The organism is Gordonia gummivorans, assembly GCF_022513585.1.
GTDB lineage: Bacteria > Actinomycetota > Actinomycetes > Mycobacteriales > Mycobacteriaceae > Gordonia.
The window spans coordinates 1-12,258 of record NZ_JAKWBF010000037.1 but is presented as its reverse complement, the minus strand read 5'-3'; the positions used below and the strand labels follow the sequence as shown (position 1 = coordinate 12,258).

Below are 12,258 nucleotides of genomic sequence, written 5' to 3'. Positions count from 1 at the left end.
TCTGGGCCGCCATGTGGTGGCGGGTAGTCGCCGGCCGCATCGTGTGCAGGGGTAGTCGCCGAGGGCCATCAGGTGCCGTTCCATTCCCACGCGCATTCGCCGCCACGCACGCACGGGCAACCGTGGTCGGGGTTGCAGCAGTGCCCGCACCACCAGCCGTCCTGGATGTCGTGGCAGGAGCAGGAGCATTCGGGTTCGATCCGGCCCACAACCTCAGCGAGGGCGGTCATGAGGCCTCGTCGCTCAGGTCGAACAGTGTCGGCAGATCGTGTCTGCGTTCCTCTGCTTCGAGGTACTTCACCGAGTCGAGCCAGTAGGCTGCGTTCAGCTCGACGCCCCGGCCGCGGCGACCGGCCTTGAGCGCTCGGAGTGGGACGGTGCCGAGTCCGCAGAACGGGTCGAACACCAACTCATCAGGGTTGGAGAACCTGGTGATCAGTCTGTCAACGATGTCGTACTGCAACGGGCAGATGTGTTGTTCCACATTGCGTTTCGACTGCTCGCCGTTGAGGGTGAGCATTCGGTTGACGTCGTGCCACACGTCGTCACGCCATGACGCCGGCGCCAGTGACATGAACGTGGCGGGCAGGGAGCCGCGGCCGTCGAGCTCTTCCCCGATGCGCACGTGCGATTCGTAGTCGTATACCTTCCGTAGCGTCTGTTCGGTAAACAGCTTGGACAGCTTCTCTGGGCCCAGTTCGGCCAACTCGTCTGTGGTCAGCAGCCGGTCGCCCGACGAGCGCCAGAATGCGTGTGCGTCGACCTGCCAGCGGGCGCGGGTGTACAGGTCCTTCGTTTTTGTGACCGGGGTGTCGGCGTAGCCTTTCTCGCGGTTCGTCTGCGGCTTGTGGAACAGCAGAACATATTCCGGTGACCCGACGCCCATTTTGGTGGCGTCTTTGCATTGCTCAGACCAGCCCAGCCGATACGTCTGGTTGTTCTCTCGCACGACGTCGGTGACGACGGTGATCATGCCCATGTAGTCGAAGCCGTGCTTTTGTGCGTGGAAGATCGCCTCTGCGTGAAACGGTGCGACGGTAGGGATTCCAGCGCCGGTGACGTTGCCGAACAGGATGCGGTCTTTGACGTGGCAGGCGTAGACGCGGCCGGGTGCGAGGATGCGCAGCAGCTCCGGTGTGAGGTAGTCCATCTGCTGCCAGAAGTGCTGGTTGTCGTCGGTGTATCCGAGGTCTTCGACTGTGTTGCTGTAGCTGTAGTGGTTTCCGAACGGGATGGAGGTGACGATCAGGTCAACCGAACCCGTTTCCATAGACCGGGTTTCCGGGATGCAGTCGTTGTTCGCCAGTAGCCAGCCCTCACCGGATACTTCCGATCTGGTGACCCCAATGGACCGCTTCAGGGCGTCGGCGATCGACGTGTTGGATAGGCCGTGTTCGTTGATGACTCGGGTCATGTTGGTTGTCAATTCCTTGTGCTGTGACCACTTTTCGAGCAGGGAAGCCTTCACTTCGCGCTCGCTGTCGGCGTAGATGATGGTGATGCGGCAGCGTCGGGTCTGCCCGAATCGCTGCACCCGATGCACGGATTGGATGAAGTCGTGGAACTTGTGGGTGATGCCGACGTAGATGGCGGTGTTGCATTGCTGGAGGTTGACGCCGACGCCGAGCATGATCGGCTTGCCGATGAGCACCTTGGTTTTTCGGTCCCGCCACTCTTGTAGGCGTCGCTCCGATTCGTCGGGGTCGAGGGCGCCGTAGATGGATGAGTAGCTGAATCCGAGATTGCGCATGGCAGCCTCGATGGCGTCCTGTTCGGCGTTGAGGTCGCACCACAGGATGATCTGGTCGCCATCGGTGACAGCATCGTGTTGGGCAACGAGCCTGGCCATTTTCGCCACACGTGCGTCGAGGGTGTCTCGCTTCTCCCTCGCAGCGTCAACCATCGACAGTGCTGTGCCCTTGAAGAGTGGCGCCGAGCCATCACGGTCGAACGTCACCGCCGCGTGGTCGGCTTCCACCTCATCCCAGATGACATCAAGCTCGGGCAGGTCGTAGCCGGTGGCATCACACCCGATGTCGGCCGGGGATTGCAGGAAGATCGACCACGAGTTCAACCACAGCCAGAACGTCTTCTCGTGGTGCGGGTGCAGGGTGAGGTTGTTCGCTTTGGTGCTGTCCCGCTTGAAGAATCGGGTGAGCGCCGAGCCGGTGTCCATGATGCCGAGGTAGCCGGCGTAGTGGATGAGTTCCTTGTACCGATTCGGCGAGGGTGTGGCGGTGGCGACGTACCGGTACTGGACGTCAGCGAACATCGGCAGGAACGTCTGGTAGGTCTTCGATCCGTACGAGCGGAGGATCGCGGCCTCATCGAGGGACACGGCCACAAACTGTGACGGGTTGAGTTTTCCGTCGCGGACGCTCTCGTAGTTGGTGATGTACAGGCCAGGCCCGTCGACCTCGCTGTCGCGGCGGATGAACCTGGTGTCGAGCCCAAGGATTCGGGCGTCACGAGCGAACTCGCCACGTACGCCGAGTGGGCACACAACCAGGGCCTTCCCGCCCTCGCGCGCCATGACCTGCCGCAGCGTTTCGAGCTGGATCAGCGACTTGCCGAGTCCGAACGCGGCGAAGATGGCGCGACGACCGCCACGGACGGCCCACTGCACGATCAGGCGTTGATGCTCGAACAGTGCCGGGTGTATGTCGTCGAGGTCGATGTCGAATCCGGTGCGTGAGTCGAAGTCGACCTTCGCTGCGAGGAAGTTGCTGTAGTCGGTCACTGTTGTCTCCCGATCTGTCCTGCCGCCGCGAGGTAGCGGTCGGTGTCGTCCCAGTCGCAGGCGTTGACGGCGGATTCGCCTATCTCGGTTACTTTTTCGAGGGGGATGCCGACGGTGGCGGCGACGTACGCGGCCAGGTAGCGCAGGCCGTTTGACGTGTGGGAAGCGGCGAAACGGGAAGCGGCCGAACGTGGCGAGACCGTGACCGACGCCGTGGTTCGATTTCTGCGTCGCTACGGGAGACCTCACGGGTCAGTGTGAGTGTCATGGTGTCCCTTCCTCTGCGTGGCGGGCAGCAGCGAGGAGCGCGGCTGCGAGATCGCGTGCTTCGACCGCAGACCACGGCCCATACACGGGGATGTCGACATCGAGGTAGCTCAACGCGATTCCGCTGCGGCGATCGGAATCCACCTGCAACGCTTCGTCCTTGGTCATCCATGCGGCGTCGCGTGGGCAGCGGTGGATCGGCTCGGGCAACTCGACCACCTCGAATCCGTTGGAGCGCAAAGCATCTAGGACAACAGCGGCGACGTGGTCAGCGTGCATTTCATACCACTCGCCCTCTGCCTCTGGTGAATCAAACGGGCAGTCGCCTCGTGGAATGTTGCCGCACGCACACCGCCTGCCGTAGTGGTCGACTGTGGCGCAGTGCTCTCGCTGCAACCTGGCGATCACGTCTTCCGCGCTCATGACTGCACCTCGGGGACGTAGAGGACGGCCAGAGGGAAATCCATGTCGCCATCGTCCTGGTATTCGGTCTCGGCGAGATCGGTGACAACCCAGCCATCGGTCCACCGTTCGTAGACATCGCGACGAGCGTCCATCACTACCGATCCGATGGGGAGCGCGGCGTAGACAGACACCTCCTGGTGTTGTATCTCGCGGGGTGTCAGCCGCTTCACCTCGGCGATAAGGTCCGCGACCAGTTGTGGTGCGGCGGCGATGAATCGGGCGTTAACCTCGGTCATTTGTCCCTGCCGGACAACGACAGTCGGACCTTGCGGGTAGTCGTCGTCATCGAAACGCCAGACGTTGCCCCACGCACCATGGACCGTGGACCATGGTCCCGGCGTGATTTCTGAAAGAAGTTCCCTAGCCTTCTGAACGGCGCTATCAGACATGAGCCCAAGTCCTTCCGGAAATAGCGTCGGCCATCGTCTTGTCGCAAACCCCAAATGAACGGGCGATGGCCTTGATGGATTCGCCGCTACGAAAACGTGCCCTGGATTCGCGGACGATCATTGGCGAAAGTTTCGCGTTTACGTGAGCGACCCCGTGAACAGTCATGCCGTGCCGATCCCTATCCCGCGCATTGTCTGCTGCGGTACCCCACGCCAAGTTGATCGCACGGTTATCCGATCGACATCCATTCAGGTGCCTAACCTGATGCCCCGGAGTTGGTCTTGGCCCGAGAAACGATTCGGCGACAATTTGGTGGACTGATATTTTCCTCCGGCCTGCGGTGTTCGTTAGACGCACCTTCAGGTACCCGTACATATCGGGAATCTGTTTCATTTCCCGCATTCCGTAGCCACGCCAATCGGTGCCCACGCTCCACACCGTGCCGTCTGTGTAGACCCTGTAGTTCGGGTACTCGGCAATCGTGATCCCCGCGAGCAACTGTTCGGCGCGGTCAGTCAGATCAGACATTTCCATCTCCGATGATGCGAGTGAGGCTGTCGACCACGGATTCGATCGTCACGCTCGCCGGAGGCAGTGAGGCAACAAGGCCCTGGAGCCGTGCATCTCGCTCCGATTTCAACCTGACGAGTTCGTCTCTGGCACCAGCGATCTGATCAGCAATCCCGGTCAGACGGTCAACCTCTGCGAGCACGCGGCGTGCGAGGGGGACGGGCATTGTTGCTGACATCTCCATGCCCTCGATCTCGTGCGGTGCGTGCCGATCCACCCACTGCTGTAACTCTTCTCGTGCGCTCATTGTCCGGCCTCCGCTCGTGCAGCATCGAGGGCGTCGATGGCCGCAATTGCGGCGTCTCGGTCAGTGACGTCCGACTCGACGGCCTGGTCGAACGCCTTTGCCACCGCTTCGATCTCGCGGTCACGTTGCGCCTCGGCAGACTGGGTAGCTTCGAGTTGGCTGGCCCGCTCGGCCCATTGCCGCGCTGTCAAACCACGGTGAGCCACAGTCCACTCCCACCCTTCATTCGGCCCGGTTGGGGGGAGTTGCGCGGACAGTTCCGACGCGAACTCACAGTGCTCCGCGTTCTGTGCGTCCGGGTCGGGCAGTGCCGACGCCACACCCTCAGCCAACGCGAGCATCGAGCGGGCCTCGTCACGCTCAGCGACGAGGCGTTGCACCGTGTGGACATAGCGTTGCACCGTGTGGACATACCCGTCACGCTCGGAAGCAAGCGCGCAGATCGCCGACACCAGCCCCTTGCCGCCCACCAATGTTGGGTGCTCGAACGAGATTGCCTTCGTCAGAGCGTCTGCCGCTTCGAGGATCTGGCCGTTCAACGTCCCGATCGTTTCCGCGTCCCGATCATGCTGCGCCACAAGCGCATCACGCTCATCACCCAGACGATCGAGATCCTGCCGGTAGCGGTGAGCCTGCTCAGCGAGAAGCCACTCAGCGACCTCCTGGGCTGAATACAACCGAAAATGGGGGTTGCTCATGCGGTCTCACCACCCGACAGGACAGCCTCACGCTCAGCCACCAGCTTCAACAACTCGGCCACACGCTCCGGCTCCGACGACTCGAACTTCGCCAGATACTCGCGCGCCTGGACACACTGCTCAGCCGACGACGCCGCGATCTTCGCATCGAACGACGCCGGAATCTTCGACACAGCAGGCTCATCGGGAAGCGGCTCGACCCTGTACGGCGCACGCTTCCCGCGAGTCACCGTGAGCGCCAGAGTGATCGGCTGGTCGATGTGCGACAACGCCTTGATCCGCACACCACCCACAGCCTGACCACCCCAGCGAACCGAACGATCGTTGAAGATCGCCATGCGCCGGCCGACATAAGCGGATGCATCTGCACCCCAAGCATTCACGAGCACCCGGCGCATCGACTTGCACGGCCGGTATGCCTTGCCAGGAAACTCTGCCAGCTCGATATTCACCGGCTGGTCTGCGGTACCCTTACCCACTCCAGTGATAGTGACAACGCGCGGCGTCTCGGTGAGTTCATCCGCGTTGACCTGAGTTGAGTCGGCCTCGATTGTTTGCGTGATGTCGAATCCCTCTGTGCTCATGCGGCGGCCGTCCTCTTCTGGTGATTCTCCGACCAGACCTTCCGGCACTTTCGGCACGCGCGATGGTTTCGGCCTGGGTAGTTGTAGGTGTTCTCCGGGGTGAACTCGTGGCCACGGACACAATGGGTCTTCGATGAATGGTGGTGCGTTCCGTGAGCAACCTGGTCGAACTGGTTGTCTGAGTGCGTTCCCCACGAAAGGTTCTCAAGCGAGTTGTTCGCCGGGTCACCGTCTGCGTGCAATGCCTCAGCTCCCGTGGGCGCTTCACCCACGAACGCTAGGAGTACAAGCCGATGCACTAGCGCGGTCTTCTGAGTCGCGTCACGCCATAGGGTGACAACCTTGTAACCACGCGGCATCGTTGGTTGCCGCAGCATCCGCCCCTTGTGTCGGTGACCGTGAAACTTCCGTCGAGTCAGCGACCGAACTCGGCCCTCGTCGGAAACCTCATAGCTGCCTTCGTATCCCGGTACAGCCTTCCATCTCTCCATGTCAGATCACCATTTCCTGTTCGATGATTCGTTCGGTGCTGGGGAGTCCGGTCACGGATTCGCCGTAGATGCGTGTCATCTCGGCGGCGTTGGCCTCGAATGCGCGGACGGCCTCAACGATCGCCTCTTGCCATTTCGGGTCGGGGTGAACGCGCTTGACCCACAGCGGCATCCCTCCGCAGTACGACACGAAGTCGCACCATTCGCGGCCGGATACCAGTAGGCCGCACTGCATTTGCGCCATGTTCTCGATCGGTGGGTGGCCGGCGAGGATGGTCTCGAGCTGCTTCTTGGGTCGGCGGGACTTGCATTCGATGAGGCCGTGATCCCCGACCAAACCGTCAGGGCTGTATCCGATCTTGAAGCCGAACCGGTCTTCGACCATGAAGCCGACCTCTTCGACCGGCGCGTGGTGTTCGGCGTACTTGGCGCGGGCTCGGGGTTCGTCTTCGATGCCTCTCAGCATGTCGTCGGATATGTAGGTCGCTTCGGTCCAGCCGGTGATGCGTTCGGCGACGAGTAGCGCTGTGAGTCCGCGTGATTCGGGGTTGCTCGCGGGCTTGAGTGTCTTGGCGGTGACGAGTTTGCCGACGACTGACGCGGTGACTATGCCGCGTCTCTGGTCGTGCCACTCGTCTGATCCTTGGATGACGTCGGGCAGGATGGTGAGTGTCATTCGTTGTCCTCGGTGTTCGGTTCGGCCCATGGGTCGGGTCTGGTGTCGGGTTTGTCGCAGTGGTGCGGCGGGTACGGGTGCACACGTTCGCCGCACTTCACGCACGTGAGGATCGGTTGGCGGTACCGTCTCATCAGGTGTCCCAGTCGTCGTGGGTGAGTCGGTTGTGGACTTCGGTGAGCGCTTCGGCGAGATCATCGGCCTCCACGCGAATGCCGGTGTTCATGTCGTGGCCGTTGAAGCCGTGGACGGTCACCTGGTGGTGGGCGACACCATCCGGTTTGATCCATGACGCGGTGGAGGTCATTCCGCCACGCTTGTCGACCTCGGACTGCAACCTGGCCCACGCAACACCGAGCGCTTCCGTCTCGGTCACGACCCGCAGATGGTTGCTCATGCGCACTCACCCCGATGCACGAGATGACAGTCACCGCACACAGTTTCACCGCGCCGGAGTCGAATGTCGTCAGCCTTCAAACCGTGCAGCCCGTTCTTGGCGTCGTCCCACTGCTGGGCGCAGTCGTCGTGCATGATGGCTTGCGTCTCATCGCGCGGGTCGAGACGCCGGTACGCGACCAGCTCGCCTTGTGCGAACCAGCGCCCGCAGTCGGGGTGCTTGCATCGGCCGGCGTACGCGGCGACAAACGATCCGCTCATGGTCGCCTCCCGTAGTCGGGCATCCGGTTGCGCCACTTGGTGGGTGCGGGCTGACCGGACATCGGGCAGCGTTGGCGGGCCTTGTCTTTGTGGGTGAAGAATGTCGCGGAGACTGCGATCATGCGGCGGCAGACGGGGCACTCACGGACGCTGGATGTTTCGGTGGTGGGGGCGGTCGGGTGCTGGTAGAGCGCGGCGAGGGTCATTGGTTAGTGCTCGCTGTCGTAGTGGTCGGTGTCGTCGATGGGTTCGAGCACGCGGAGTGCGTGTGGCAGAACGGGTTCGGTGTCTTCGTGGCGGGTTTGGGGGAGCATCAACGCGAGGAGGGTGCAGAGGGCGAAGGCGTCCATGATGATGAACACGAGTGCGTCGGATGCTGTTGGTGGTGTCCACCGGATGAGGATGATGGCGGTGGCCCACACCCAGGCGGCGAGGATGAGTGCGTTGATGGTGCCTCTCATGGTGTTCTCCGTGGTGTGTGGGCGAGTAGGTTGATGGCGGCGTCGATGAGGGTTTCGAGTTGCTGCCGGGTGAAGTGGAGGTCGGTGGTGTCGTCGCCGTTGCCGTCGAGGATGTAGACGGGTTCGCCTGTCCGGGTGTGGGTTCCGACGTGGAGGTAGTGGGGTCCGTGGCTGGTGTCGACCGGGATCCACGGCGACTCCGTGATATCGACATGCGTCATTGGTCCACCGCTTTCTGTGCTTCCACGAGGTCTGCGTAGGCTTGGGCGGGTAGGTCGAGGCGCGCGTTGGCGACACCCCACGCCACTTCGTGGGCGACGATCACCGGCAGCCGGTCGAGGGGTGCCAGGTCCGCTTCACGGTCCAGTCGGTCTGCCAGCTCCCGGAACTGGGTTGCGGTGCCGTGTACGGCGTCACGCAACCGGGTTTCCAGGTGGATCAGGTAGCGGTCGGTGAGGTTGTCGGAGTCGATACCCATGTCACACCGCGTTTCGGATGCAGTCGGCGGTGGTGAGACCCGACGCGGAGTGGACGAGGTCGCCCGTCTCGACGTCGAGCACGCGGCATGAGACGCCGGCGTTTCCCCACGATGTGATCTTCGCGCCGAACCGGTCACCGGGGACAATGTCTTCGTGGGTCACCTGGTCGACGTCGTCGCACAGTTCCTCGGTGTAGCCCTTGGGCCATGTGACTGTGGCGCATCCTCCGACGGCGGCGACGGTCACGAGGACGTCACCATGGCGGGTGTAGTGGCCGGGTGTGGCGTCGGCTGTTCCGGCTGCGGCGGCGATCGCGGTGGATGCGATCACGAGCGCGAGGACGCGGGCAAGGATACGGTTCATCGGTCGGTCTCCTGGTTGGTCGCGAGTGCGGGGATGGGGTCGATCGTCGGGAGGCCGAGTTTGCGGCGGATGAAGTCGATGCCGGACGGCTGCACGTAGGTGGTGTACGAGCAGCCCCACTCCCCCGAGTTACGCTCGTACTCATGCGCTTTCACCTCGAAATGGTGCATGTACTGCTGATACGGCGTGTTCCGCATCGATCCCTTCGGGATGAAGACGCCGGCGTTTCGGAGGTCACGGAACAGCTTGTTCTGCGAGGTGCCGAGCATCTTCGCGACCGCGCCGACGCTGTACTTCCCGGTGGCGTCGAGGAAGTTGTCGTACGCCTCGGCTTTCGGTTCCAGCTCGGCGTTCTTGGCCTCGAGCGCGAGTCGTTCGGTTTCGGCGTTCATCGCGAGCTGGATGAGTTCCATGCGGGTGATGTCGCCGCCGTTGATCGCGGGGCGGGTCTCGGCTTCGCGGGTCTTGATGACGAAGTAGGTTTGCGCGGCCGCGATCTCAGGCTTCCCAGAATCCCCTGCGTGCGCGCTCTCGACCGGGCAGCAGCCCGGACGGGAGTGATCGGTGAGTGATCCGACCGCGCGAGTGAAGTCGCCGATCGGGTCTTGCGGCCCGTACGAGACGAGTGCCGCGACGATGCCGTCGCGCCCGTAGTGGCGGGTCAGCCTGCGGTAGGTGGCCTGCCCACCCGGCGTCATGCGGGCGACGGGGTTGCAGTCCTGCGTGTGGCCACCGATACCGCCACAGCAGGAGCGGGTGCCGGAGTCGACCGGGTGGCGGGTCATGCGACATCCCTTGTCGACGGCAACCCTTCGGCCCACCGCACCAGCTCGGAATGCAGCACCATCCGGTAGCCGCCCAACGACTTGAACGCGATCTCGCCGCGAGACTCTGCGCGGATGAGGGTGTCGACGGACACGTCCACCAGCTCGGCAGCCCGCCTCAGCTTGTGCATGACGGGGGTCTCGGTGGTGGTCATGCCGCCACCTCGTCAGGCATAAGGTCGGACCATCCGACGCCAAGTGCGCCCGCGATGGCGACCAACTCGGGTAGCTTGAACGATGTGATGGAGAGGAACCTGCGATGAAGCGTGCGTTCCGTCATGCCAGCGGCGTCGGCGAGCGTGGTGTGACTGACACCTCGCTCGGCCGCGACTTGCATGACGCGTGCCGCGACCGCGGAGTTCACTGCGTCTAGGTGGCCCATGCGGGCTACATTACGGCCCGTTTGGGCCGATTACAAGGCATGATCGTGCCAATGTCCATTGCAATCATCTGTTTGGATGACACACTTGCCGAATGCCAGAATGGGCCGAATAATGGACCGCATGGACACGTCAGAAGACGCGCTCAACCAAGCGGTAGGCGCAGAGTTACGCGCCGAACGTGCACGGATCGGCTGGTCACGCGACGAAACGGCCGAACGCGCCGGCGTCCCCGTACGGACATTGCAACGCTACGAGGACGGATCTCGCGCCATCCCCGTCCCTGTGCTGTGGCGGCTACTGACCGCGTTCGCCGTCGATTTCGCAGAGTTCGAGCGGGCAGTCACGCGCACACGTGACCAGCAGCAAGCGACCGACTGACACCCCAGTCCGGGACGCGATACCCAGCAGATCAGCGAATGAATCGGACATAGCAGCAACGCTCACAGCACACACCACGCAACACTCTGGGGTTTCCCCGACCAACAGTTGTGACGTGCAACATATCGGGCCACCCGGACATGCCGTTACGGGCACAGGAAAGCTACTCGCCAGTACCGTCCGAACGGACTAATTCGGACAAGGCGAGTAGCTTCTCCAGCTCGCCGAGTGCAGCCCTGGTGAGGTCGGTGGATGTGTGGGCGTACCCGCGGTGAGCCGTCGTCGTGGAATGGCCGACGATCGCCATCCGGGTCGCTTCTTCGACGCCGGCGGCCTGTAGCAGTGTCGCGACGGTGTGGCGTGCGGTGTGCTGGTCGGGTGCGTCATCCTCGGTGGCGACGATCCCCGACTTCACGCACACGGCTTTCCACGCGGCACCGTCGTCGCGTGGCTGGATCGCTGCCCCGTCGCCGCGGCGGAACACCAGCCCCGTCGTCGGGTGGCCGCGCTCGGTGTGCAGCGCCCGGAGTGCAGCCACTACCGGCGGGAGCAAGGGGACGAGTCGTCGGGAGCCGACTGTCTTCGTCGGCACGAGGCAGGCGGTCCAGTGTATGGGGATGAAGTCGAGGGTGGCGGGGACGTCGAAAGCGTCGCGCGGGTAGACGGGATCGCCACCGACGGGCCGGGTGCGGGTCTTCAGCTTGAGCCTGGCGAGCTGCCACGCGATGTCGATGACCGCGGCGTCGAGGTCGACGCGATCCCAGGTGAGTCCGAGGACTTCGGCTTGGCGCGCTCCGGTGAGGAGGGCGAGGGACCAGCGCGAGGCGGTCGCCGCGTCCTGTCGGGCGACGTGCAGTAGCAGTGTGCGGGCCTGGTCGACCGAGAGTGGGCGGCGTTCCTCGGATCGCGCTTGGGGTCGGTCCATGCGGTCGCACGGGTTGTGGCCGATCTTCCCGTCCTTCACGGCGTCGCCGAGTGCTTTGGCGAGGACGGCGAACGCGGCTTGTGCGGTGCGGGTGGTGTGGTCGTCGGACACTGCGGTGACCATGCGGCGGACGTCGGCGGGGGTGAGCTTCCCGAGCTGCCGTGTGCCGACGTGCGGCACGATCTGGTGCTTGATGCTCGAGCGGTAGGACGCGAGGGTGCGGGGCCGTACGCGCGGGCGGGCGATGGTGTCGACCCAGTGGTCGAGCCACTGGGCGACTGTGATGGTGCCGGCGTTGGGGAGGATGCCGTCGGCGAGTTGGTCTTGCATCTCTTTGAGGGTGGCGCGGGCGTCGTCGTAGCGTCGTCGGCCGCGTTGGTAGCGGGTGCCGTCGGGTAGCCACACTTGGGCGATCCACATGCCGTCGGCGCGTTGGTGAAGTCCTCCGGTGCCTTTCGGCCGGCGGCTGCTGCGCTTCTTCGCGGCCATGTATGTCACTTACTCCTATGCTTACTCCTATGTGTGCGTCAGCCACGCTACAGCAGAGCATCATAAATGTTTGTCTACCAGCATGTTTGACGCGGACACCTGCCGTAAGCATATCCCTATATACAGCTTCCCAAGCTGAATACGCGGGTTCGATTCCCGTCATCGGCTCCA

Annotated in this window: 21 protein-coding genes and 1 tRNA gene; 2 read left to right on the top strand and 20 right to left on the bottom strand. The window is 63.3% G+C overall.

Features of this window, described 5'->3' with window-relative positions:
• Window positions 1–68: 68 nt before the first annotated feature.
• From MKW15_RS21120 to MKW15_RS21035, 19 genes are all read right to left on the bottom strand, one after another.
• Entirely contained in the window at window positions 69–230 is a 162-nt protein-coding gene (locus MKW15_RS21120) for a hypothetical protein (RefSeq protein ID WP_240861779.1), read from the bottom strand.
• Window positions 227–2,740 carry a DNA methyltransferase gene (locus MKW15_RS21115; RefSeq protein ID WP_240861777.1) on the bottom strand — a complete coding sequence of 838 codons (2,514 nt, stop codon included), beginning with the start codon at window positions 2,738–2,740 and terminating at the stop codon, window positions 227–229. Before MKW15_RS21115 ends, MKW15_RS21120 begins: the two co-directional genes overlap by 4 nt.
• Before the next feature lie 264 nt (window positions 2,741–3,004).
• Window positions 3,005–3,430: a hypothetical protein gene (locus MKW15_RS21110; protein WP_240861775.1), complete on the bottom strand. Its 426-nt coding sequence runs from the start codon at window positions 3,428–3,430 to the stop codon at window positions 3,005–3,007.
• Entirely contained in the window at window positions 3,427–3,861 is a 435-nt protein-coding gene (locus MKW15_RS21105; RefSeq protein WP_240861772.1) for a hypothetical protein, read from the bottom strand. Before MKW15_RS21105 ends, MKW15_RS21110 begins: the two co-directional genes overlap by 4 nt.
• Complete coding sequence (locus MKW15_RS21100) at window positions 3,854–4,390, bottom strand: HNH endonuclease (RefSeq protein ID WP_240861770.1); 537 nt, start codon at window positions 4,388–4,390, stop codon at window positions 3,854–3,856. Before MKW15_RS21100 ends, MKW15_RS21105 begins: the two co-directional genes overlap by 8 nt.
• Window positions 4,383–4,679, bottom strand: a complete 297-nt coding sequence (locus tag MKW15_RS21095; RefSeq protein WP_240861768.1) for a hypothetical protein — start codon at window positions 4,677–4,679, stop codon at window positions 4,383–4,385. Before MKW15_RS21095 ends, MKW15_RS21100 begins: the two co-directional genes overlap by 8 nt.
• Window positions 4,676–5,377: a hypothetical protein gene (locus tag MKW15_RS21090; RefSeq protein WP_240861766.1), complete on the bottom strand. Its 702-nt coding sequence runs from the start codon at window positions 5,375–5,377 to the stop codon at window positions 4,676–4,678. The genes MKW15_RS21095 and MKW15_RS21090 overlap by 4 nt, the downstream gene beginning before the upstream one ends.
• The gene (locus tag MKW15_RS21085; protein WP_240861763.1) at window positions 5,374–5,961 is read right to left on the bottom strand and encodes a hypothetical protein; all 588 of its coding nucleotides are present in this window, start codon (window positions 5,959–5,961) and stop codon (window positions 5,374–5,376) included. The genes MKW15_RS21090 and MKW15_RS21085 overlap by 4 nt, the downstream gene beginning before the upstream one ends.
• Entirely contained in the window at window positions 5,958–6,452 is a 495-nt protein-coding gene (locus MKW15_RS24700; RefSeq protein WP_374247753.1) for an NUMOD4 motif-containing HNH endonuclease, read from the bottom strand. The genes MKW15_RS21085 and MKW15_RS24700 overlap by 4 nt, the downstream gene beginning before the upstream one ends.
• A 1-nt stretch (window position 6,453) precedes the next feature.
• A complete protein-coding gene (locus MKW15_RS21080) occupies window positions 6,454–7,128 on the bottom strand; it encodes a lambda exonuclease family protein (RefSeq protein ID WP_240861761.1) in 675 nt (224 codons plus the stop codon).
• 133 nt (window positions 7,129–7,261) lie between these two features.
• Entirely contained in the window at window positions 7,262–7,525 is a 264-nt protein-coding gene (locus MKW15_RS21075) for a hypothetical protein (RefSeq protein WP_240861759.1), read from the bottom strand.
• Window positions 7,522–7,785 carry a hypothetical protein gene (locus MKW15_RS21070; RefSeq protein WP_240861757.1) on the bottom strand — a complete coding sequence of 88 codons (264 nt, stop codon included), beginning with the start codon at window positions 7,783–7,785 and terminating at the stop codon, window positions 7,522–7,524. The genes MKW15_RS21075 and MKW15_RS21070 overlap by 4 nt, the downstream gene beginning before the upstream one ends.
• Window positions 7,786–7,994: 209 nt before the next feature.
• Entirely contained in the window at window positions 7,995–8,246 is a 252-nt protein-coding gene (locus MKW15_RS21065) for a hypothetical protein (RefSeq protein WP_240861755.1), read from the bottom strand.
• On the bottom strand, window positions 8,243–8,467 hold the full coding sequence (locus tag MKW15_RS21060; protein ID WP_240861752.1) for a hypothetical protein: 225 nt from the start codon (window positions 8,465–8,467) through the stop codon (window positions 8,243–8,245). Before MKW15_RS21060 ends, MKW15_RS21065 begins: the two co-directional genes overlap by 4 nt.
• The gene (locus MKW15_RS21055; protein ID WP_240861750.1) at window positions 8,464–8,724 is read right to left on the bottom strand and encodes a hypothetical protein; all 261 of its coding nucleotides are present in this window, start codon (window positions 8,722–8,724) and stop codon (window positions 8,464–8,466) included. The genes MKW15_RS21060 and MKW15_RS21055 overlap by 4 nt, the downstream gene beginning before the upstream one ends.
• A 1-nt stretch (window position 8,725) precedes the next feature.
• On the bottom strand, window positions 8,726–9,088 hold the full coding sequence (locus MKW15_RS21050; RefSeq protein ID WP_240861748.1) for a hypothetical protein: 363 nt from the start codon (window positions 9,086–9,088) through the stop codon (window positions 8,726–8,728).
• Window positions 9,085–9,873, bottom strand: a complete 789-nt coding sequence (locus MKW15_RS21045) for a phage antirepressor KilAC domain-containing protein (RefSeq protein ID WP_240861746.1) — start codon at window positions 9,871–9,873, stop codon at window positions 9,085–9,087. Before MKW15_RS21045 ends, MKW15_RS21050 begins: the two co-directional genes overlap by 4 nt.
• On the bottom strand, window positions 9,870–10,067 hold the full coding sequence (locus tag MKW15_RS21040; protein ID WP_240861744.1) for a helix-turn-helix domain-containing protein: 198 nt from the start codon (window positions 10,065–10,067) through the stop codon (window positions 9,870–9,872). The genes MKW15_RS21045 and MKW15_RS21040 overlap by 4 nt, the downstream gene beginning before the upstream one ends.
• On the bottom strand, window positions 10,064–10,294 hold the full coding sequence (locus MKW15_RS21035; protein WP_240861742.1) for a helix-turn-helix domain-containing protein: 231 nt from the start codon (window positions 10,292–10,294) through the stop codon (window positions 10,064–10,066). The genes MKW15_RS21040 and MKW15_RS21035 overlap by 4 nt, the downstream gene beginning before the upstream one ends.
• Before the next feature lie 121 nt (window positions 10,295–10,415).
• Here MKW15_RS21035 and MKW15_RS21030 point away from each other — a divergent pair, with 121 nt between their 5' ends.
• On the top strand, window positions 10,416–10,673 hold the full coding sequence (locus MKW15_RS21030; RefSeq protein WP_240861740.1) for a helix-turn-helix domain-containing protein: 258 nt from the start codon (window positions 10,416–10,418) through the stop codon (window positions 10,671–10,673).
• A gap of 163 nt (window positions 10,674–10,836) precedes the next feature.
• On the opposite strand, the gene MKW15_RS21025 is transcribed toward MKW15_RS21030, so the two are convergent.
• Window positions 10,837–12,087, bottom strand: coding sequence for a tyrosine-type recombinase/integrase (locus MKW15_RS21025; RefSeq protein WP_240861737.1), 1,251 nt, complete (start codon window positions 12,085–12,087; stop codon window positions 10,837–10,839).
• A 101-nt stretch (window positions 12,088–12,188) separates the two neighbouring features.
• Between MKW15_RS21025 and MKW15_RS21020 the strand changes: the two genes are divergently transcribed.
• Window positions 12,189–12,258, top strand: a tRNA-Ser gene (locus MKW15_RS21020).